Origin of the sequence: Nonomuraea glycinis, from assembly GCF_014646515.1 — a bacterium.
GTDB lineage: Bacteria > Actinomycetota > Actinomycetes > Streptosporangiales > Streptosporangiaceae > Nonomuraea > Nonomuraea glycinis.
Genome location: NZ_BMNK01000005.1, coordinates 485487 through 504911, shown reverse-complemented (window position 1 = coordinate 504911; position 19425 = coordinate 485487). Strand labels below are relative to the sequence as shown.

Annotated in this window: 18 protein-coding genes and 2 riboswitches; of the genes, 9 read left to right on the top strand and 9 right to left on the bottom strand. The window is 72.7% G+C overall.

Going from position 1 to position 19425, the window contains the following annotated elements; translation table 11 throughout:
* Positions 1-15 precede the first annotated feature (15 nt).
* The 4 genes from IEY87_RS18210 to IEY87_RS18195 are packed head-to-tail and all read right to left on the bottom strand — an operon-like array spanning position 16 to position 3135.
* Positions 16-699 (bottom strand): thermostable hemolysin, encoded by a 684-nt coding sequence (locus IEY87_RS18210; protein ID WP_189139848.1) that lies wholly within the window; start codon positions 697-699, stop codon positions 16-18.
* Positions 696-1670, bottom strand: coding sequence for a ThiF family adenylyltransferase (locus tag IEY87_RS18205; RefSeq protein WP_225277022.1), 975 nt, complete (start codon positions 1668-1670; stop codon positions 696-698). Before IEY87_RS18205 ends, IEY87_RS18210 begins: the two co-directional genes overlap by 4 nt.
* Positions 1667-2887, bottom strand: coding sequence for an acyl-CoA dehydrogenase family protein (locus tag IEY87_RS18200; protein ID WP_189139847.1), 1221 nt, complete (start codon positions 2885-2887; stop codon positions 1667-1669). Before IEY87_RS18200 ends, IEY87_RS18205 begins: the two co-directional genes overlap by 4 nt.
* 29 nt (positions 2888-2916) lie before the next feature.
* The gene (locus tag IEY87_RS18195) at positions 2917-3135 is read right to left on the bottom strand and encodes a hypothetical protein (protein WP_189139846.1); all 219 of its coding nucleotides are present in this window, start codon (positions 3133-3135) and stop codon (positions 2917-2919) included.
* A 359-nt stretch (positions 3136-3494) separates the two neighbouring features.
* A riboswitch (cobalamin riboswitch) is annotated at positions 3495-3682 on the bottom strand.
* Positions 3683-3877: 195 nt separating this feature from the next.
* On the opposite strand from IEY87_RS18195, the gene IEY87_RS18190 reads away from it, so the two are divergent.
* The 6 genes from IEY87_RS18190 to IEY87_RS18165 are packed head-to-tail and all read left to right on the top strand — an operon-like array spanning position 3878 to position 9476.
* On the top strand, positions 3878-4066 hold the full coding sequence (locus tag IEY87_RS18190; protein ID WP_138208152.1) for a CbtB domain-containing protein: 189 nt from the start codon (positions 3878-3880) through the stop codon (positions 4064-4066).
* An 8-nt stretch (positions 4067-4074) separates the two neighbouring features.
* Entirely contained in the window at positions 4075-4839 is a 765-nt protein-coding gene (locus IEY87_RS18185) for a CbtA family protein (RefSeq protein ID WP_189139845.1), read from the top strand.
* Between the two features lie 5 nt (positions 4840-4844).
* Positions 4845-5399 (top strand): histidine phosphatase family protein, encoded by a 555-nt coding sequence (locus IEY87_RS18180; RefSeq protein WP_189139844.1) that lies wholly within the window; start codon positions 4845-4847, stop codon positions 5397-5399.
* Positions 5396-7549, top strand: a complete 2154-nt coding sequence (locus IEY87_RS18175; RefSeq protein ID WP_189139843.1) for a magnesium chelatase subunit D family protein — start codon at positions 5396-5398, stop codon at positions 7547-7549. Before IEY87_RS18180 ends, IEY87_RS18175 begins: the two co-directional genes overlap by 4 nt.
* 2 nt (positions 7550-7551) lie before the next feature.
* Complete coding sequence (cobO, locus tag IEY87_RS18170; protein WP_189139842.1) at positions 7552-8154, top strand: cob(I)yrinic acid a,c-diamide adenosyltransferase; 603 nt, start codon at positions 7552-7554, stop codon at positions 8152-8154.
* An 8-nt stretch (positions 8155-8162) separates the two neighbouring features.
* Positions 8163-9476, top strand: a complete 1314-nt coding sequence (locus tag IEY87_RS18165; RefSeq protein WP_189139896.1) for a cobyrinic acid a,c-diamide synthase CobB — start codon at positions 8163-8165, stop codon at positions 9474-9476.
* On the opposite strand, the gene cobN is transcribed toward IEY87_RS18165, so the two are convergent.
* Complete coding sequence (gene cobN, locus IEY87_RS18160; RefSeq protein ID WP_225277023.1) at positions 9431-13018, bottom strand: cobaltochelatase subunit CobN; 3588 nt, start codon at positions 13016-13018, stop codon at positions 9431-9433. The two genes, IEY87_RS18165 and cobN, sit on opposite strands and share 46 nt — an antisense overlap.
* Positions 13019-13071: 53 nt before the next feature.
* Positions 13072-13195: riboswitch (cobalamin riboswitch) on the bottom strand.
* On the opposite strand from cobN, the gene cobG reads away from it, so the two are divergent.
* The 3 genes from cobG to IEY87_RS18145 all read left to right on the top strand — a co-directional run bounded on the left by cobG (position 13161) and on the right by IEY87_RS18145 (position 16563).
* Positions 13161-14462, top strand: a complete 1302-nt coding sequence (gene cobG, locus IEY87_RS18155) for a precorrin-3B synthase (protein ID WP_444544168.1) — start codon at positions 13161-13163, stop codon at positions 14460-14462. It overlaps the preceding riboswitch by 35 nt.
* Positions 14459-15079 (top strand): precorrin-8X methylmutase, encoded by a 621-nt coding sequence (locus tag IEY87_RS18150; protein WP_189139841.1) that lies wholly within the window; start codon positions 14459-14461, stop codon positions 15077-15079. Before cobG ends, IEY87_RS18150 begins: the two co-directional genes overlap by 4 nt.
* A 5-nt stretch (positions 15080-15084) precedes the next feature.
* The gene (locus IEY87_RS18145; protein ID WP_189139840.1) at positions 15085-16563 is read left to right on the top strand and encodes a precorrin-2 C(20)-methyltransferase; all 1479 of its coding nucleotides are present in this window, start codon (positions 15085-15087) and stop codon (positions 16561-16563) included.
* Here the strand turns inward: IEY87_RS18145 and IEY87_RS18140 are convergent.
* From IEY87_RS18140 to IEY87_RS45805, 4 genes are read right to left on the bottom strand one after another with little or no spacing between them, the layout of a single operon-like run.
* On the bottom strand, positions 16554-17300 hold the full coding sequence (locus IEY87_RS18140; protein ID WP_189139839.1) for a cobalt-precorrin-6A reductase: 747 nt from the start codon (positions 17298-17300) through the stop codon (positions 16554-16556). The genes IEY87_RS18145 and IEY87_RS18140 overlap by 10 nt on opposite strands.
* Positions 17285-18040, bottom strand: a complete 756-nt coding sequence (gene cobM / locus IEY87_RS18135) for a precorrin-4 C(11)-methyltransferase (RefSeq protein ID WP_189139838.1) — start codon at positions 18038-18040, stop codon at positions 17285-17287. Before cobM ends, IEY87_RS18140 begins: the two co-directional genes overlap by 16 nt.
* Positions 18037-19245, bottom strand: a complete 1209-nt coding sequence (cbiE, locus tag IEY87_RS18130) for a precorrin-6y C5,15-methyltransferase (decarboxylating) subunit CbiE (RefSeq protein ID WP_225277024.1) — start codon at positions 19243-19245, stop codon at positions 18037-18039. The genes cobM and cbiE overlap by 4 nt, the downstream gene beginning before the upstream one ends.
* Entirely contained in the window at positions 19242-19367 is a 126-nt protein-coding gene (locus IEY87_RS45805) for a hypothetical protein (protein WP_308112920.1), read from the bottom strand. Before IEY87_RS45805 ends, cbiE begins: the two co-directional genes overlap by 4 nt.
* Positions 19368-19425: the final 58 nt, after the last annotated feature.

Sequence of the window (19425 nt, the reverse complement as noted above, 5' to 3'; positions counted from 1 at the left end):
TTGAGGGGCCGGCGATCACCGTCCCAGAGCGGGCGTGGCCCGGGCCACCTCCAGGACGTGCCGCGCCCCGGAGCGCAGGAGCCCTTCGTGAAGGAACCTGTACTTACCCGTCACCCGGGCGAACACCTGGCCGATCTCCCGGAGCGGGATCACCACCGTGAGCGGCTGCGTGTCGTAGTACGTCCCCCAGCGCCGGCGTTCGCTCTCCTCCAGGCGCCGCCCGTCCGCCTCCGCGAGCACCCGGAATGGGATCTCGCACCGGGTCATGGCCTTGCGGACCTGCGGGGTCGCCGTGCAGAGGATGAAGTCCATCCCCTGGCACCACGAGATGACCGGCAGCAGCCCTATCAGCTCGAAGCCCGCGAGCACCCCGCTGCCCGCCAGCGAACCGACCTCCACGACCCGCTCCCTGGCCACGCTCGTTCCGGTGGCCTTCTCGATCGCCTCCTCGAGCGGGACCGTCAAGTAGCGCTCGGAGAACAGATCCCGGCCGGCCCCGTTCGTCAGCCCGGCGCAAGCGGCGATCTCGATCGGTTCCCCGGCGACGGGCAGAGCGCTGATCGGCCCCCGGGTGGCGAGCACGAACCAGTCAGGATCGGGGGAGATGGTCGCGCCGTAAGCGGAGTGGTACTGCGCCTTGACCAGATCGACGGCGTCCCGCCAGGCGGCGGACCAGCGGGGGGCGAGAGAGATGTTCACCGTGTCGCCCTTCGCATCCCCTCCCCGTTCCCTCCGGCGTTCCTCTCGGTCTGCTCGTCCTTTCCCGGGTCCGGCGATCCGAGGCCGCGAGCGCTGGTCTGCCGCAACGCGAACAGCAGGCTCTCTGCCTCGGCCCGGTTCAGGCGCCGGCGGGTCGCCGGCCTGACCTGCTCATGCAGGTCGAGGTGCACCTCGTCGCGGACCTCCTCGCCGGCGAGGAGCCGGGCCGCCATGTGCGAGGTGATCGCGCCGAACATGACCGCGGCGTAGATGACCTGCGGGACGCTGTAGTCCTGGTTCGTCAGGTTCGGCGCGACCTCGGTGAGCATGTCCGGGGGGATCAGCTGGACCGGGATCGCCTTGAAGATGAGCTCCCACACCCCGCACTGCCGCAGGTCGTCCTCGGTGACGAGCCCGTTGAACGGTTCCGGGACGTGGCGGTAGTCGTAGCACTGGACGTACTGGACGCCCGCCATGTCCCATCCGGTGATCAGCGGCAGCCGCCGTTGGGAGGCGGATCGGTGCAGGGCGTGCTTGGCCTGCCAGCCGGGCCCCGTTGTGACGTCCACCCCGTCGACGATCAGGTCGCAGAACGCGGTCAGCTCGAAGACGTTCTCCTGGGTGACGCCCTCGGCGTGGACCCGCACGCTCGCGTGCGGGTTGATGGCGATGACGCGTTCCGCGGCGACCTCGGCCTTGTTCCTGCCGAGGTCGCGGAACGTCGCCTGCTGGCGGTTGAGGTTGTTGAGCTCGAACGTGTCCGGCTCGGCCAGGACGAAGTCGCGCACGCCGAGCCGGGTGAGCGGCTCCACGGCCGCTCCGCCGACCGAGCCGCAGCCGGCCACGAGCACGGTCGCGGTGCTCAGCGCCCGCTGCTGCCGCTCGGTCACGACGCCGGCGTTCCGGCGGGTGAACTCGGCGTAGAACTCCTCCGGTGACAACGCGGCGGCCGCCTCGGATGCCCGGGTCACAGCTCGTCCACGCGATAGAGGCAGTCCGTGATCGCCAGGGCGAGAACCTCGGGGGTGCCTTCGTAGATCCGGGCGCCGTACGCGTCGCGGAGCATCTTCTCCACTCCGTACTCGCGCAGGTAGCCGCGGGCCCCGATCAGCGAGACGGCGGCGTCGGCCACCTCGATGGCGACCCTGTCCGCGAAGAACTTGGCGAGCGCCGGCTCGTACTCGGGCGCGGGAAGCTGGTTGTCGACCTTGTTGGCCGCCAACATGTACAGCATGCGCGAAGCCTCGACCTTGGCGGCCATCTCGGCCAGTTTCGCGGCGCTGAACTGATGCCGGTAGAGGAGCTCACCGCCCTGGACGCGCTCACCGCACCACTGGAGCGCCTTGTCCAGCGCGCCCTGCGCGACGCCGGTCGAGATGCCCGCGACGGAGGCGCGCGCCATGTTGCTCTGCGCCATGTTGATCGCCATGCCGTTCAGCTCACCGCCGACGACGTTGCTCAGCGGGACCTCGACGTTCTCGAAGACCAGCTCGCTGCCGAGGCACGCCCGGTAGCCCATCTTGTCGGCGACCGGCCCCCGGGTGACGCCGGGCTGGTCCAGGTCCACGATGAAGGAGGTCAGGCCGGTCGCGCCGGGGTGGCCCTCCATATTGGCGAAGACCGAGGCGAAGGTGGCGACCTTGGCGTTGGTGATGAACCGCTTGTGACCGTTGAGGAGATAGACGTCCCCCGCACGCCTGGCGGTCATCACATTGATCGCGTGGACGGCGTTCGCCGGGATGATGAGGTCGCACCCGGCCTCCTCCTCCGTCACGGCGTTGCAGGCCAGGACGGGCTCCTGCCCGGCGAACAGCGGCAGGTACCGCTGCTGCAGGTAAGGGTCGCCCGAGTAGAGGATCGGGGTCTGACCGAGCATCGACGCTCCGAAGATCAGAGCGGTTCCCGGGCACGCCGCCGCGAGCTCTTCCATGGCCACGGAGATTCCGAGCATTCCCAGGCCGAGGCCGCCGAACTGGGCCGGGATCGCGACCCGGTCCAAACCGAGGGCATGGCCCTGCCGGACGATGTCCCAATCCAGCTCGCCGGCCGGGGCCTGGTCGAGTTCCTGGGCCCGGGGAAGCACGACTTCCTGGGCGAACTCCCGTACGACGGATTTGAATTGCTGAATCTCGGCGGGCAGGACGTCGAAGTTCAGCTCTTGCGCAGGAAGCTGCGCGATGGTCGTCATGAAGGCGTCTCCTTTGATCGGTCTCGTGGTCAGTTGCTCGGCACGGGAATGCCGGCCTCGGCTGCGGCCTTCGGGTAGAGGAAGAGGACCGGGGTGAGGACGGGCATGACCTCCAGGACCTTGGAGACCTTTCCGAAAATCCTGATCTTCCCGCTGGTGATGCCCGCGGGGAAGGACAACTGGCCTGACCAGAGCGCGTGTGCGGTGTCGCTGCTCATCGTGAACGTCAGCGTGGCGTACTCCGGCACCTCACCCCCCGTGACGACCCCGTCGCCACTGATGAAGAACCGGCACTCCGGATTCGTGTGAATGAACCTGAGCGTTGTCCCACTCCGGCGGAGCGCATCCGAGAAAATCCTGTCCTCGGCGAGCGCGGAGAAGACCGATCCGAATAACGAAGTAGCGGAGTCGGCCGAATCAAAAGTCGACAACAAAAGCCCCCCTGTCGAACGAGTGGAACAATGGCCAGCCATCACCGTAGGGGCCATGTGTTGACGAGAGGTTGACACGATATATACAGGGCAGAGTCGAACCCCATTCGGTGGCGATCAGCACGGCGAGCGCCATGAGCGACAGGGGCAGCGAGCGTCGGCTCGTCATGGGCGGGCCTTTCCTGACCGGCATGACGGGACTGGATCGCTGGAGAAGGGCCGCACGCCAGGCAGCGGAAAGGTCAGAGCAGTGGCCTTCGTCGGGGATCGCTCACCGATCACAGTGGCGGGACCGCGCCGGATTCACACCGGCTTCCTCGTTCCGCCGTCGCCTACGTCCGGCATCGTCTCATACGCGCATCCTGCCCGGTTGCCGCTGGTGTGCATTGACGAGAACGGGAGGAAAGGATACGTTCCGGTAGATTTCACGGTTGTCCAAGGGAAATCCGGTGAGAAGCCGGTGCGGACGCGCCACTGTATCCGGGACGTAGATCCCGGGAGCCAGGTCGCTTGGCCGCCGTGACCTCGCTATGGGACGCGTCACCCCGAGGAGGCTCGTATGAGTGGTTTGACCACTCCGTCCACCATTCCCTTCCCACGCCTGCGCCCCTGGCTGCTGGCGGTGCCCGTACTGCTGCTCGTCGCTTACCTGGTCCTGATGGACAACGGCGCGGTCTCCCAGACGGGCGCCTTCCTGCACGAGCTGATGCACGACGGGCGGCATCTGCTCGGCGTGCCCTGTCACTAGGGGCCGGAATGGTACGCACGTTCCTGGCCAGAGGTCTGCTCGTGGGGCTGCTGGCCGGACTGATCGCGGGCACATTCGCCTTCGCCTTCGGGGAGCCGCGGGTCGATGCGGCGATCGCCCTGGAGGAGGCCGCGGCCCAGGCCGAGGCGCCGGAGCCCGCCGCCGAGGAGGCCGGGCACAGCCACGGCGAGGAGGCCGAGGTCAGCAGGCCGGCGCAGAAGGCCGGGCTCTTCCTCGCCACCGGGCTGTACGGGCTGGCCGTCGGCGGCGTGTTCGCGCTCGTGTTCGCGGGCCTGCGAGGACGGGTGGGACCGCGTTCCGACGGGCTGCTGGCGCTCGCCGCGGCCGGAACGGCCTTCGTCGCGGTCATCCTCGTTCCCTTCGTGAAGTATCCGGCCAACCCGCCTGCGGTGGGTGACCCCGACACGATCAACAGCCGCACGGTGCTCTACCTCGTGATGATCCTCGTCGGGCTGGCGGCGACGGCGATCGCGGTGGCCACCGCCCGCCGTGTCACCGCGGATCCGTGGGCCCGCTGGGTGGCGGCGGTCATCGGCTTTCTCGTCCCCGTGGGTGCGGCCTGGGCGCTGTTGCCGACGGTCGACGAGGTGGCCGACGGCTTCCCCGCCACGCTGCTCTGGGAGTTCAGGCTCGCCTCGATCGGCACCCAGCTCGTCTTCTGGGCGGCTTTCGGCGTGCTGTTCGGCTGGGTGAGCGAGCGGGCGGCACGGCGTACGAGCGACGTTCCGTTGAGCGCCACCGCGCCGAGCTGAGCGGGGTGCTGTTCGTCCGGCACGCCACGACGCCCGGCATGCGCGCCGCCCGCTTTCCGGCCGACGACGACGCCGACGCGGCGGATCTGGCCAGAGCCGCCGCGCTCGGCCCGGCGGTCGCCGGGGCGGTGGCGTGGGCCGCTCCTGCCCTCGCGGCACGGCAGACCGCCACCGCCCTCGGACTGGACGCGCGGGTCGTCCCGGCGCTCGCGGAGGCGGACTGCGGCCGGTGGCGCGGCCTGCCGTACGAGCGAGTCGCGCGCGAGGAGCCGGATGCCCTGGCGAGCTGGCTGTCCGACCCGCACGCGGCTCCGCACGGCGGCGAGAGCCGGGCCGTACTCGCGATCAGGGTGGCGGCCTGGCTCGACTCCGTTCGGGAGGAACCCGGCGGGGTCGTCGTGTGCGACGCCGGCGCCATCCGGGCGGGACTCGGGCACGCCCTGGGACTGGGTCCGCTGGGTGCCGGGCGCATCGATCTGGCTCCTCTGTCCACCACTGAGCTGGCCGTCACGCGGGAGGGCTGGCGGGTGGCCCATGTCAACCGGAAGGTTCTGTTTTGATCGTCACCTACCCGTTCAGCGCCGTCGTCGGGCTTGCTGACCTGAAGCTGGCGCTGGTTCTCAACGCGGTCTCGCCCCGGGTGGGCGGGGTGCTCGTACGCGGTGAGAAGGGCACCGCGAAGTCCACGATCGTGCGCGCGCTGGCGGCCCAGTTGCCCGCTGTGGACGTGGTGCCCGGCTGCCGGTTCGCCTGCGATCCGGGTGCGCCCGACCCCGAATGCCCGGACGGACCCCACGAGCACGGCGTCGGGGGCGTGAGTCGCCCGGCCGTGCTGGTGGAGCTGCCGGTGGGGGCGTCGGAGGACCGTCTGGCCGGCTCGCTCGACGTGGAACGGGCGCTGACGGAGGGCGTGAAGGCGTTCGAGCCGGGCCTGCTGGCGGCCGCGCATCGTGGCGTGCTGTACGTCGACGAGGTGAACCTGCTGCACGATCACCTCGTCGATCTCCTCCTCGACGCGGCGGCCCTGGGCAGGTGCTACGTGGAGCGCGAGTCGGTCTCGGTCCGGCACGCCGCCAGGTTCCTGCTGGTCGGCACCATGAACCCGGAGGAGGGCGAGCTGCGTCCGCAGCTCCTGGACAGGTTCGGGCTGACGGTCGAGGTGAGGGCGTCCCGCGACCCGGACGAACGCGTGGAGGTCATCCGCAGGCGGCTGGCCTTCGACGCCGACGCGGAAGCGTTCGCGGCACGGTGGGCTGAGGAGGAGTCGGCGCTGGCGGACCGGATCGCGGGCGCGCGGGCCCGGGTGCCGGGCGTGCGGCTGCCGGACGCCCGGCTGTGGCAGATCGCGACGGTGTGCGCGGCGTTCGAGGTCGACGGGCTGCGGGCCGACCTGGTCACGGCGAACGCCGCCGTCGCCCACGCCGCCTGGCAGGGGCGGGACACGGTGACCACCGAGGACGTGCGGGCGGCGGCCCGCCTGTCGCTGCCGCACCGGCGGCGGCGCGACCCGTTCGACGCGCCGGGGCTGGACGAGGCCCTGCTCGACGAGTTGCTGGAGCGTACGTCGCAGGATGACGGGCCCGGCAACGGCGGCCCTGACGGCGAAGGCCCCGCCGGGCCGCCGTCGGACGGGAGCGAAGGGCCGCCGTCGGACGGGGGCGAAGGGCCGCCGTCGGACGGGGGCGAAGGGCCGCCGTCGGACGGGGGCGAAGGGCCGCCGTCGGACGGGGGCGAAGGGCCGCCGTCGGACGGGGGCGAAGGGCCGTCGGACGGAGGCGAGGGACCGCTCTCGGGGAGCCCCGAGGACGCCGGGCGCGCACCGGAGCCACCCGCCGGCGACGGGCGACCGGACAGCAGCTTCCCGGACCCGGGGGACGAGGATGCGGGAGGGACGACGCCCGGCATCGGCGGACGGGTGGCCGGCGTAGGGGCTCCGCACCGGGTGCCGCTGCTGGAGGTGCCGGGGATCGGCGAGGGGGCGGCCGGCCGGCGGTCGCGCTCACGGACCCGGCACGGCCGGGGCGCCGGCGCCCGCCGACCTTCCGGTCAGGTGCGCGATCTGCACGTGACGGCGACGATGCTGGCCGCGGCTCCGCACCAGCGCGGGCGCGGGCGCACCGGTCCCGGGCTGGTGCTGCGTGCGGACGATCTGCGCGAAGTGGTGCGCGAAGGCAGGGAGGGCAACCTCGTGCTGTTCGTGGTGGACGCGAGCGGCTCGATGGCGGCGCGCAAGCGGATGAGCGCGGTCAAGACGGCCGTGCTGAGCCTGCTGCTGGACGCCTACCAGCGTCGCGACAAGGTCGGCCTGATCACGTTCCGAGGTGCGGGCGCGGAGGTGGCGCTTCCCCCGACCTCGTCGGTGGAGGCGGGCGCGGCGCGGTTGCGTTCGCTGCCGACCGGCGGGCGCACCCCGCTGGCGGCGGGTCTGATGCGCGCGGCGGACGTGTTGCGCGTGGAGCGGCTGCGTGACCCGGCCAGGCGTCCGCTGCTGGTGCTGGTGACCGACGGGCGCGTCACGGCGGGCGGGGACGTGGACCGGGCGGTCTCCCTGCTGAAGGGCACGGCCTGCGTGGTGGTGGACTGCGAGAGCGGGCCGGTCCGGCTCGGTCTGGCGGTCAGGCTGGCGTCCCGGTTGCGGGCGCGGCTCGTCTCCCTCGACGCGCTGGCCGATTTGGGCGGCCTCGTTCGTGACTACAGGAAGGCGGTCTGACCATGCCGCAGGGAAAGCCTTCGGTCGTCCCCGACGACGGTCTCACCACCCGGCAGCGGCGTACCAGGCCGCTGCTGATCGTCCACACCGGCCCCGGCAAGGGCAAGTCGACGGCCGCCTTCGGGATGGCGTTGCGGGCCTGGAACCAGGGCTGGCCGGTCGGGGTGTTCCAGTTCGTGAAGTCGGCCAAGTGGCGCATCGGCGAGGAGCGGGCCCTCAAGGTGCTCGGCGACAGCGGCGAGGGCGGCTCGGTGACCTGGCACAAGATGGGCGAGGGCTGGTCATGGATCCAGCGGCCCGGCTCCGAGGAGGATCACGCGGCCGACGCCCGGGAGGGCTGGGAGCAGATCAAGCGCGATCTCGCGGCCGAGACGTACCGCTTCTACGTGCTGGACGAGTTCACGTACCCGCTGAAGTGGGGCTGGCTGGACCTGGACGACGTGCTGGAGACGCTCACCGGCAGGCCGGGCGGCCAGCACGTGGTGGTCACCGGCAGGGACGCCCCCGGCCGGCTGATCGAGGTCGCCGATCTGGTGACGGAGATGGGCAAGGTACGCCACCCCATGGACACCGGGCAGAAGGGCCAGAAGGGTATCGAGTGGTAGTCCCTCGGCTGGTCATCGCCGCGCCGTCGTCGGGCAGCGGCAAGACCACGGTGGCCACCGGGCTGATGGCGGCGCTGCGGGCCCGCGGGCTCAAGGTCTCGCCGCACAAAGTGGGGCCCGACTACATCGATCCCGGCTATCACGCGCTGGCCACCGGGCGTCCTGGCCGCAACCTGGATCCGTGGCTGGTGGGCGAGGAGCGCATCGTGCCGCTGTTCCTGCACGGGGCGGCGGGATGCGACGTGGCGGTGGTCGAGGGGGTGATGGGGCTGTTCGACGGCCGGGGTGACACGGACTTCGCTTCGACCGCGCACGTCGCCAGGCTGCTGGACGCTCCGGTGGTCCTGGTCGTGGACGCGGCCCGGCAGAGCCGTTCGGTGGCGGCCGTGGTGCATGGATTCGCCACGTTCGACCCTCGGGTGCGCGTCGCCGGCGTGGTGCTGAATCAGGTGGGCTCCGACCGGCACGAAGAGCTGTGCCGGGCCGCGCTCGCGTCGGCGGGGGTGCCGGTGCTGGGCGCGATCCGCCGTGACGACGCCGTCTCGACGCCGTCCAGGCATCTGGGGCTGGTGCCCGCCGCCGAGCGCGAGGCGGAGGCGGTGGCGGCGGTGGACCGGCTGGGCGCGCTGGTGGCCCGCTCGTGCGACCTCGACGCGCTGGTACGGCTGGCGCGATCGGCCCCACCGCTGGACGCGGCGCCCTGGGTTCCGGAGCCGGGTGCCGCCGGGGCCGGGCCGGTGGCGGCCGTGGCGGGCGGAGCGGCCTTCACCTTTGGCTACGCCGAACATGTGGAACTGCTGCGCGCGGCCGGCGCCGACATCGCGGTGTTCGACCCGTTGCGTGACGAGAAGCTGCCTGACGGGACCGCGGCGCTGGTCGTCGGCGGCGGGTTCCCCGAGGTGTACGCGGCCGAACTGGCCGCCAACGAGCCGTTGCGCGAGCAGGTGGCGGCCTTCGGCGGGCCGATCGCGGCCGAGTGCGCCGGGCTGCTCTACTTGTGCGAGGAGCTGGACGGGCAACGTATGTGCGGGCGGGTGCCGGGGCGGGCGCGGATGACGCCCCGGCTGACGCTCGGCTACCGGGACGTGGTCGCACTCAGGCGTTCGCCGCTGACGAGGGCGGGCGAGCGCTTCCGCGGCCACGAGTTCCACCGCACGGTCATCGACCTCGCGGGCGATCCGCTGTTCCGCTGGGAGGGCGGCGCCGACGGGTTCGGCGACGCCCTCGTGACCGCGTCCTACCTGCACCTGCACTGGGCCGGAGCACCCGGCCTGGCTCAGCGGCTCGTGTCGTCCTCCAGGTCACCCTCGGTCTTGAGGTAGACCTCCCGCAAGCCGCGCAGGAGGTCCGGGTCGGGGTGCTCCCACATGCCGCGCTCGGCGGCCTCGAGCAGCCGCTCGGCGATGCCGTGCAGCGCCCACGGGTTCGACTCGGCCATGAACGCCTGGTTCTCCGGGTCCAGCACGTACGTCTCGGTGAGCTTGTCGTACATCCAGTCGGCCATCACGCCGGCGGTGGCGTCGTAGCCGAACAGATAGTCGACGGTCGCGGCCAGCTCGAAGGCGCCCTTGTAGCCGTGCCGCCGCATCGCGGCCAGCCATCGGGGGTTGACGACCCTGGCGCGGAAGATGCGCGAGGTCTCCTCCGACAGGGTGCGGGTGCGTACCGCGTCGGGGCGGGTGCTGTCGCCCACGTACGCGGCGGGGGCCTTGCCGGTGAGCGCGCGGACGGTGGCGATCATGCCGCCGTGGTACTGGAAGTAGTCGTCGGAGTCGGCGATGTCGTGCTCGCGGGTGTCGACGTTCTTGGCGGCCACGGCGATCCGGCGGTAGGCGTCCTCCATCTGCGGGCGGGCGGCGACGCCGTCGAGGTCGCGGCCGTAGGCGAAGCCGCCCCACGCCGCGTACACCTCGGCCAGGTCGGCGTCGTCGCGCCAGTTACGGCTGTCGATGAGCGGTAGCAGCCCAGCCCCGTACGCGCCGGGCGCCGAGCCGAAGATGCGCATCGTGGCCTGCCGCTCGTCGCCACCGCTCTGGCGGGCGTGGGCGCGGACGTAGTTGTCCTCGTCCGGCTCGTCCAGCCGGGCGGCCAGGCGTACGGCGTCGTCGAGCAGGCCCACCACGTGCGGGAAGGCGTCGCGGAAGAAGCCGCTGATGCGGACCGTCACGTCGATCCTGGGGCGGCCGAGCTCGGCGAGCGGGATGGGCTCCAGGCTCGTGACCCGGCGCGACGCCTCGTCCCATTCGGGCCGGATGCCGAGAAGTGCCAGCACCTCGGCCACGTCGTCGCCTGCCGTGCGCATGGCGCTGGTGCCCCAGACGGACAGGCCCACCGAGCGCGGCCATTCCCCCGTGTCGGCGTGATAGCGCTCCAGCAGCGAGTCCGCCATCGCCTGACCGGTCTCCCAGGCCAGCCGGCTGGGGACCGCGCGGGGGTCGACGGAGTAGAAGTTGCGGCCGGTCGGCAGCACGTTGATGAGGCCGCGCATGGGGGAGCCGCTCGGGCCGGCGGGAACGTACCCGCCGTCGAGGGCGTGCAGGAGGTGGTCGAGTTCGTCGGTGGTACGGGCCAGGCGCGGCACCACCTCCGTGGCGGCGAACGTCAGGATGCGGGTGACGAGGTCCAGCCGCTCGGCGGGCACCGCGCGGGCGACTTCCGGCGCGGCGTCCGGCGCCCAGCCGCGCTCCTCCATCCCCTCGACCAGGGCGCGGGCGACGGCCTCGGCCCGGTCCACGTCGCCCAGCCCGGCCGTGCCGTCCTCGGCCAGCCCGAGCGCCTCGCGCAGGCCGGGCAGCGTCTCCCGGCCTGACCACATCTGCCGGGCCCGCAGCATGGCCAGCACCAGGTCCACCCGTACCTGGCCGGTCGGCGCCTGTCCGAGCACGTGCAGGCCGTCGCGGATCTGGGCGTCCTTCACCTCGCACAACCAGCCGTCCACGTGCAGGATGAAGTCGTCGAACTCGCTGTCGTGCGGCCGGTCGTCCAGCCCGAGGTCGTGGTCGAGCCGGGCGGCCTGGATCAGCGTCCAGATCTGCGCCCGGATGGCGGGCAGCTTGGCCGGGTCCATGGCGGCGATGGTGGCGTGCTCGTCGAGGAGCTGTTCCAGCCGGGCGATGTCGCCGTAGGTGTCGGCGCGGGCCATCGGCGGCACCATGTGGTCGACCAGCACGGCGTGCGCCCGCCGCTTGGCCTGGGTGCCCTCGCCCGGGTCGTTGACCAGGAACGGGTAGATCAGCGGCAGGTCGCCGATGGCGGCGTCGGTGCCGCAGGCGGCGGACATGCCGGCCGACTTGCCCGGCAGCCATTCCAGGTTGCCGTGCTTGCCCACGTGCACCATCGCGTGGGCGCCGAACTCGGCCGACAGCCAGCGGTAGGCGGCCAGGTAGTGGTGGCTCGGGGGCAGGTCGGGGTCGTGGTAGATGGCGATCGGGTTCTCGCCGAATCCGCGCGGCGGCTGCACCATCACCACCAGGTTCCCGGCGCGCAGCGCGGCCAGCACGATGTCGCCGTCGTGCACGAACAGCTCGCCCGGCGGTGGCCCCCAGTGCCGTTCCATCCCGGCCCGCAGTTCCTCGGGCAGCGTCCGGTACCAGCGCTCGTAGGACGCGGCGGAGATGCGTACCGGGTTGCCCGCGAGGTGCTCCTCGGTCAGCCAGTCCTGGTCCTGGCCGCCGGCGGCGATGAGCGCGTGGATGAGCGCGTCGCCGTCCTGCTCGGCCACACCGGGGAAGCCGTCACCCAGGTCGTAGCCCGCCTCGGCGAGCCGGGCCAGCAGCCGCACGGTGCTGGCCGGGGTGTCCAGCCCGACGGCGTTGCCCACCCGGGAGTGCTTGGTGGGGTACGCCGACAGCATCACGACCAGGCGGCGTTCGGCGGGCGGGGTGTGCCGCAGCAGGCCGTGCCGTACGGCGATGCCCGCCACCCGGGCGGCCCGCTCGGCGTCGGCGGCGTAGACGGTGAGCCCGTCCCGGTCCACCTCCTTGAACGAGAACGGCACCGTGATGATCCGCCCGTCGAACTCGGGGATCGCCACCTGCGAGGCCGCGTCCAGCGGCGAGAGCCCGTCGTCGTTCTCCGCCCACGCCTGCTTCGAGGTGGTCAGGCAGAGTCCCTGCAGGATCGGCACGTCCAGCGCGGCGAGCGCGCCGACGTCCCAGGCTTCGTCGTCACCGCCGGCTCCCGCCGTGGCCGGCCGGGAGCCGCCCGCCGCGAGCACGGTCACCACGAGCGCGTCGGCCGCGCCCAGCGTGTCGAGCAGCTCGGCCTCCGCCGTGCGCAGCGAGGAGCAGAAGACCGGCAGCGCCTGCCCGCCCGCCTCCTCGATGGCCGCGCAGAGCGTCTCGACGAACGCGGTGTTGCCGGCCATGTGATGCGCGCGGTAGTACAGCACGCCCACCACCGGCCCGCTCCGGGAGCCGGTCACGCGCTCCAGCCGTCCCCAGGAGGGCGCCGGTGCGGGCGGCGCGAACCCGTGCCCCGTCAGCAGGACGGTGTCCGACAGGAACGCGTGCAGTTCGGCCAGGTTCGCCGGTCCGCCATGGGCCAGGTAGGCGTGTGCTTCGGCGCAGACGCCGCCGGTGACCGTGGACAGCTCCATCAGCTCGGCGTCCGGGGCCTGCTCCCCGCCCAGGACCACGACCGGGCGCGGCTGCGCCAGCAGCGCGTCCAGGCCCTCTTCCCAGGCCCTGCGGCCGCCCAGCAGGCGGACGACGACCAGATCGACGCCTTCGAGCAGGTCCGGCAGGTCTTCGGCGGCCAGCCTGGCGGGATTGCCCCATCGGTAGGCCGCGCCGCCGGCCCGGGCGCTCAACAGGTCTGTGTCGGAGGTCGAGAGCAGCAGAACGGTATGGCTGTCGCCAGGCACGGCGCATCCTCCCTCGGGGTCCTCGCCCCGGTCGCGGGTGTCGCGACGGCAGGAGTCTCCTGGCTCCCGGATCAGCGCTCACCCCGGCCTTCCCACCCGTCGCCGGGTCGTGGCCTGTAGTGGGGTTCGCTCCCCGGTCACAGTGGCGGGACCGCGCCGGTTTCGCACCGGCTTCCTCCCTTTGCCATCGCCTACCCTGGAGCCTACGGCAGGAGCCACCCTTGTCAGAAGTGGCGTTACCATCCTCTTCGTGTCCATAGCCGACTTTTCCGGACGGGTGCGCCCTGACGCCTGTCCGGGAGCGCTACAGGTGCACGAGGCCGCAGACGGCCCGCTGGCCCGGGTCCGCCTGCCCGGCGGCGCCGTCACCGCTCCTCAGCTCCGCGAGATCGCGGCCTGCGCGGACGAGCTCGGCTCAGGGGTGATCGAGCTCACCTCGCGAGCGAACGTACAGGTGCGTGCTCTGCGCTCGGCATCCGCCTTCGCCGAGCGGATCGCGTCCGCGGGCCTTCTCCCGTCCGCCGCTCACGAACGCGTCCGCAACATCGTCGGCTCACCCTTGAGCGGGCGGGGCTCCGGAGGGTCGCTCGACACGCAGCCGATGGTGGATGCCCTCGACCAGGCGCTGTGTTCACGCGCACGCCTCGCCGCGTTGCCGGGACGGTTCCTGTTCGCGCTGGACGACGGCACGGGAGACGTGATCGGGCTCGGCGCGGACGTCACCTTCGCCGCAGAGGGCTCACGACTCGGGCGGCTGCTGCTGGCGGGCTCGGACCTCGGGCTCGCCGCGCACCCGGACACCGTGATCGACCTCATGATCGCCGCGGCTGAGGCGTTCCTCGACGAGCGGGCCTCGCACGCGGCGTGGCGCATCCACGAGCTGGAGAACGGCCCCCGGCGGATCGCCGCCCGTCTGAACGACATGACAACCGAGTCGCCTGCTGCCCCTGCCATCTTGGCCGAGGCGAGCCGTCACGCCGACTTGCGCGATTCGCCCGCTATCAGGCGCGCCGGACGTATCGCCCAGCGGGACGGCCGCGTCGCGCTGGAAGCCCTGGTGCCGCTCGGCCGGTTGACGCCCGCCCAGGCTGTGGCGCTCGCGAACGCCGGAACCACTGTGCGGCTCACTCCCTGGCGGACCGCCGTCCTGCTGAACCTGTCCCCCGGGGAAGCGGATCGCGCGGCGAACACGCTCGAAGAGGCCGGACTCGTCGTCGACCCGGCCTCGCCATGGGCGGGCGTCACCGCCTGCACCGGCCGTCCCGGCTGCGCCAAGTCGCTGGCGGACGTCCAGGCCGACGCGCGGCGCTGGGTGAGCGGCCTCGACACCGCTCCGCGTACGCCCGTGCACTGGGCCGGTTGTGAGCGCCGGTGCGGACTCCCCCGCGGCCAGGTCGTCCAGATGATCGCCACCGAAGACGGCTACCAGGAAAGGCAGCAGTGACCGACTACATCCGCGACGGCGCCGAGATCTACCGGCGGTCGTTCGCGACCATTCGCGCCGAGACCGACCTCAGCGGCATGCCGCCGGAGGTCGCGCAGGTGGCGGTGCGGATGATCCACGCCTGCGGGATGACGGACCTGGTCGCCGACCTGGACTGGTCGCCCGCCGTGGTCGTCAGGGCCAGGCAGGCGCTGCGCCGTGGCGCGCCCGTGCTGTGCGACGCCATGATGGTCGCCTCGGGCGTGACCAGGCGCAGGCTGCCCGCCGCCAACGAGGTGCTGTGCACGCTCGGCGAGCCCGGGGTGCCCGAGTTGGCCGGACGGCTCGGCACCACCCGCAGCGCCGCCGCTCTCGAACTCTGGCGCGACCGCCTCGACGGCGCGGTGGTGGCGATCGGCAACGCGCCCACCGCCCTGTTCCGGCTGCTCGAACTGGTCGCGGAGGGCGCGGGCAGGCCCGCGGCGGTGCTCGGCATCCCCGTGGGGTTCATCGGCGCGGCCGAGTCCAAGCGAGCGCTGGCGGACAGCGACCTGGACTACCTGGTGGTGCACGGCCGCCGCGGCGGCAGTGCGATGACGGCGGCGGCGGTCAACGCCCTCGCGAGCGAGACGGAGTGAGCACGATGACAGGACGGCTGTACGGGGTCGGTCTCGGCCCCGGCGATCCGGAACTGGTCACGGTCAAGACCGCCAGGCTGATCGGCGAGGCGGACGTGATCGCCTATCACGCGGCCCGGCACGGACGTAGCATCGCCCGCTCGATCGCACTGCCGTACATGAAAGAAGGGCAGGTCGAGGAGCTCCTGCTCTACCCGCTGACCACGGAGACGACCGACCATCCTGGCGGCTACCAGGGCGCGCTCGACGACTTCTACGCCGACTGCGCCGAACGGCTGGCCGCGCACCTGGAGGCCGGCCGCACCGTGGTCGTGCTGGCGGAGGGCGACCCGCTGTTCTACGGCTCCTACATGCACATGCACAAGCGGCTCGCCCACCGCTACCCCACGGAGGTGGTGCCCGGGGTCACCTCCGTCAGCGCCGCCTCCGCCGTGCTCGGCCGGCCCCTGGTGGAGCGGGACGAGGTGCTCACCGTGCTGCCCGGCACACTGCCCGCCGGTGAACTGGCCGAGCGGCTGCGCGGCACCGACTCCGCCGCGGTGCTCAAGCTGGGCAGGACCTTCACGAAGGTCCGCGACGCCCTGGCCGAGGCCGGGCGTCTCGACGACGCCTGGTACGTCGAGCGCGCCACCATGGGCGCCGAGCGGGTCGCACCGCTCAAGGACGTCGACGCGGACGGCGTGCCGTACTTCTCGCTGGCTCTGCTGGCCAGCCCGGCCGAGCGGACCTTCGTTGCCGAGCCGGCGGCGACCGAGGGACGGGGCGAGGTGAGCGTGGTCGGCCTCGGCCCGGCCGGGCGGCCGTGGCTCACTCCGGAGGCGCAGGAGGCGCTGGCCGCGGCGACGGACCTGGTCGGCTACGGCCCGTACGTGGACCGGGTGGCGCCGAACCCGCGCCAGCGCCGCCACCGTACCGACAACCGGGTCGAGGCCGAGCGGGCCAGGCACGCGTTCGAGCTGGCCCGCGAGGGGGCGCGGGTGGCCGTGGTGTCCTCCGGTGACCCCGGCGTGTTCGCCATGGCCAGCGCGGTCCTCGAAGCGGCGGCCGACTTCCCCGATGTGCCGGTGCGGGTCGTCCCCGGTCTGACCGCCGCACAGGCGGTGGCCAGCCGGGTCGGCGCTCCCCTGGGCCACGACTACTGCGTGCTGTCGCTGTCCGACCTGCTCAAGCCGTGGGAGGTGGTGGCCGACCGGCTGTCGGCCGCCGCACGGGCGGATCTGGTGCTGGCGATCTACAACCCGGCCTCGCGCAGCCGTACCTGGCAGCTCGGCGCGGCCCGTGACCTGCTGCTGGAGCACCGCGACGCCGCCACTCCCGTGGTGATCGGCCGCAACGTCGGCGGCGAGGAGGAGAGCGTCACCGTCACCACGCTCGGCGCGTTCGATCCCTCCCAGGTCGACATGCGCTGTCTGCTGATCATCGGCTCCTCGACGACCCGGGTCACGGACCGGGGCGTCGTCTACACACCCCGGCGCTACCCCTGAGCCCAGGCGGCCGCCACGGCCACGGAGTCCACCGCCCGGACGCCCGGCGGCGGTGGCGGCCGGTCCACCATGATCACCGGCAGCCCCAGCTCGCGCGCCGCCACGAGCTTGGCGACCGTCATCTCACCGCCGCTGTCCTTGGTGACCAGCACGTCCAGCCGATGCTCCAGGATGAGGGACCGCTCTCCCTCGACCGTGTACGGGCCGCGGTCGAGCAGCACCTGCACGTTGGCGGGGACGGGCGCGTCGGGCGGGTCGACCGACCTGGCCAGCAGCCACACTCCGGACAGTCCGGTGAAGACCGGCAGGCTCCGGCGGCCGGTCGTGAGGAACACCCGCTCCACAGGCAGGTCGGCCAGCCGGGCGGCCGCCTCCTCCAGGGAGGCAACGCGCCGCCAGGCGTCGTCCGGGCTCTCCCGCCAGCCCGGTCTGCGCAGGATGAGAAGTGGCACGCCGGTCCGTGCCGAAGCCTCGGCCGCGGAGGCCGTCATCCGGGCCGCGAACGGGTGCGTGGCGTCCACCACGGCGTCGATCCGCTCGGCGGTCAGCCAGGCGGCCAGCCCGTCCGGCCCGCCGAACCCGCCTTCCCGCACCTCACCCACCGGCAGGCGGGGATTGGTCACCCGCCCGGCCAGTGACGACACCACATGCGTGCCCCCTCCGGCCAGCTCGCCGGCCAGCTCAGCCGCCAGGGCCCGCGCCTCGGCGGTGCCGCCCAGGATCAGGACCCGGCGCACGGCCGTGCCCGTTCCGCGCTGTAGAGGTGGCTGTCGGGGAACTGCGTCGCCGAAAGCACCCGCCCGACGACAATCACCGCCGTGCGCCGGATGCCGGCCTCGTGGACCTGACCGGCGATGTCCGCCAAGGTCCCGCGCAGGATCACCTCATCGGCCCTGCTGGCCCGCGCGACCACCGCGACCGGGCAGCCGGGGCCGTAGGAGGGCAGCAGTTCGGCCACCACCGCGTCGATCCGCTGAACGGCCAGGTGCAGCACCATCGTCGCGCCACCGGCGCCGAGCGTCGCCAGATCCTCGCCCTCGGGCATCGGCGTGGCCCGCGCCGAGGTGCGGGTCAGGATGATCGTCTGGCCGACGCCGGGCACGGTCAGCTCCCTGCCGAGCGAGGCCGCCGCCGCCGCGAACGCCGGCACCCCGGGAACCACCTCGTACGGCATCCCGAGCGCGTCCAGCCGGCGCATCTGCTCGGCCACCGCGCTGAACACCGACGGGTCGCCCGAGTGCAGCCGCGCCACGTCCAGGCCCTGGTCGTGGGCGGCGGCCAGCTCCGCGACGATCTCGTCGAGCGTCAGGTTCGCCGTGTCCACCAGCCTGGCGCCCGCGGGGCAGGAGGCCAGCAGCTCACGGGGCACCAGCGAGCCCGCGTACAGGCACACCGGCGAGGACTCCAGCCGCCGCAGCCCGCGCAGCGTGATCAGGTCGGCCGCGCCGGGGCCCGCTCCGATGAAGTAGACGGTCACGGCTGGTCCTTCCTGGTGACCGACCAGACGGTCACCGGCATCGCGGCCCGCCATCCTGTGAACGAGCCGACGGGGGAGGCACGCTGAACGGCCAGGCGCACCAGATCGCCGCCGAGCCTGGCGTACCATCCGGCCACGACGGCCTCGGACTCCAGGGTGACGGCGTTGACCACGAGCCTGCCGCCGGGCCGCAGCGCCGCCCAGCACTTCTCCAGCAGTCCGGATCCTGTCGCGCCGCCGCCGACGAACACGGCGTCCGGTGCGGGAAGCCCGTCCAGGGCGGCGGGTGCCTCGCCCTCGACGACCCACAGCGACGGCACTCCGAGGGCATCGGCGTTGCGCCGGATCGCGGCGGCCCGATCGGCTCGGCTCTCGACCGCGACGGCCGCGCACGCCGAGTGGCCGCGCATCCATTCGATGGCGATGCTGCCCGCCCCCGCGCCGACGTCCCACAGCAGTTCGCCGGGCACCGGTGCCAGCCGCGACAAGCTGACGGCGCGGACTTCGCGCTTGGTGAGCTGGCCGTCGTGCTCGAAGGCCGTGTCAGGAAGGCCGGGGACGCGGGCCAGCGGCTCGGTGCCCGGCTCGGCGACGCACTCGATCGCGATCACGTTCAGGGATGAGAGCGCGGACACCGCCCACGCGTCCGCCGTGCCCCGCAGCTCCGACTCCGACGCCGCGCCCAGGTCCGACAGCACCGTCATCGGGCTGGGGCCGTACCCTCGCCCGACCAGCAGCCCCGCCACCAGGGACGGCGAGTCGCGCCCCGCGCCGAGCACGACGATCCGCCGTCCCGGCAGCAGAGCCGCGTTCAAAGCCGCCGGCGGGCGGCCCACGAGGCTCACCACCTCCACCTGCTCGACCGGCCAGCCGAGCCGGGCGCACGCCAGCGACAGCGACGACAGGTGCGGCAGCACCCTGACCCGCGAGGCGCCCAGCAGCCGCACCAGGGTGGAGCCGATGCCGTAGAACATCGGATCGCCGCTGGCCAGCACACACACATCGCGACCGGCGTACTTCTCCACCAGCGCGGGCAGCGCCGGGAGCAGCGGCGCCGGCCAGGCGACCCGTTCGGCGGCGGAGGCCGGCACGAGGCCGAGCTGCCGGATGCCGCCCATGAGGACCTCCGCCGTCTCCAGCGCACGGCGCGACTCGGCGGGCAGCCCGTCCCAGCCGTCCGCCCCGATGCCGACGACGGTGATCACACGTTGCCCAGCACGTTCGTCACCCGGATCTCCACGACCACCCTGGACGGATTCGGACGCGGCGGCCTGTAGCGGGCGGCGTAGCGGCGCTCGGCGTCGGCCACCTGCTCGGCCAGATCCACGGTCCTCCTCGGGTGGTGTGCGAGGGATATCGTATATCTCCTGCTCTGGCACACTCTT

Coding starts and splice junctions, on each gene's coding strand:
- IEY87_RS18185 (WP_189139845.1), top strand. CDS start 4,075: ATGGTACGCACGTTCCTGGCCAGAGGTCTGCTCGTGGGGCTGCTGGCC.
- IEY87_RS18190 (WP_138208152.1), top strand. CDS start 3,878: ATGAGTGGTTTGACCACTCCGTCCACCATTCCCTTCCCACGCCTGCGC.
- IEY87_RS18200 (WP_189139847.1), bottom strand. CDS start 2,887: ATGACGACCATCGCGCAGCTTCCTGCGCAAGAGCTGAACTTCGACGTC.
- IEY87_RS18145 (WP_189139840.1), top strand. CDS start 15,085: ATGACAGGACGGCTGTACGGGGTCGGTCTCGGCCCCGGCGATCCGGAA.
- cobO (WP_189139842.1), top strand. CDS start 7,552: ATGCCGCAGGGAAAGCCTTCGGTCGTCCCCGACGACGGTCTCACCACC.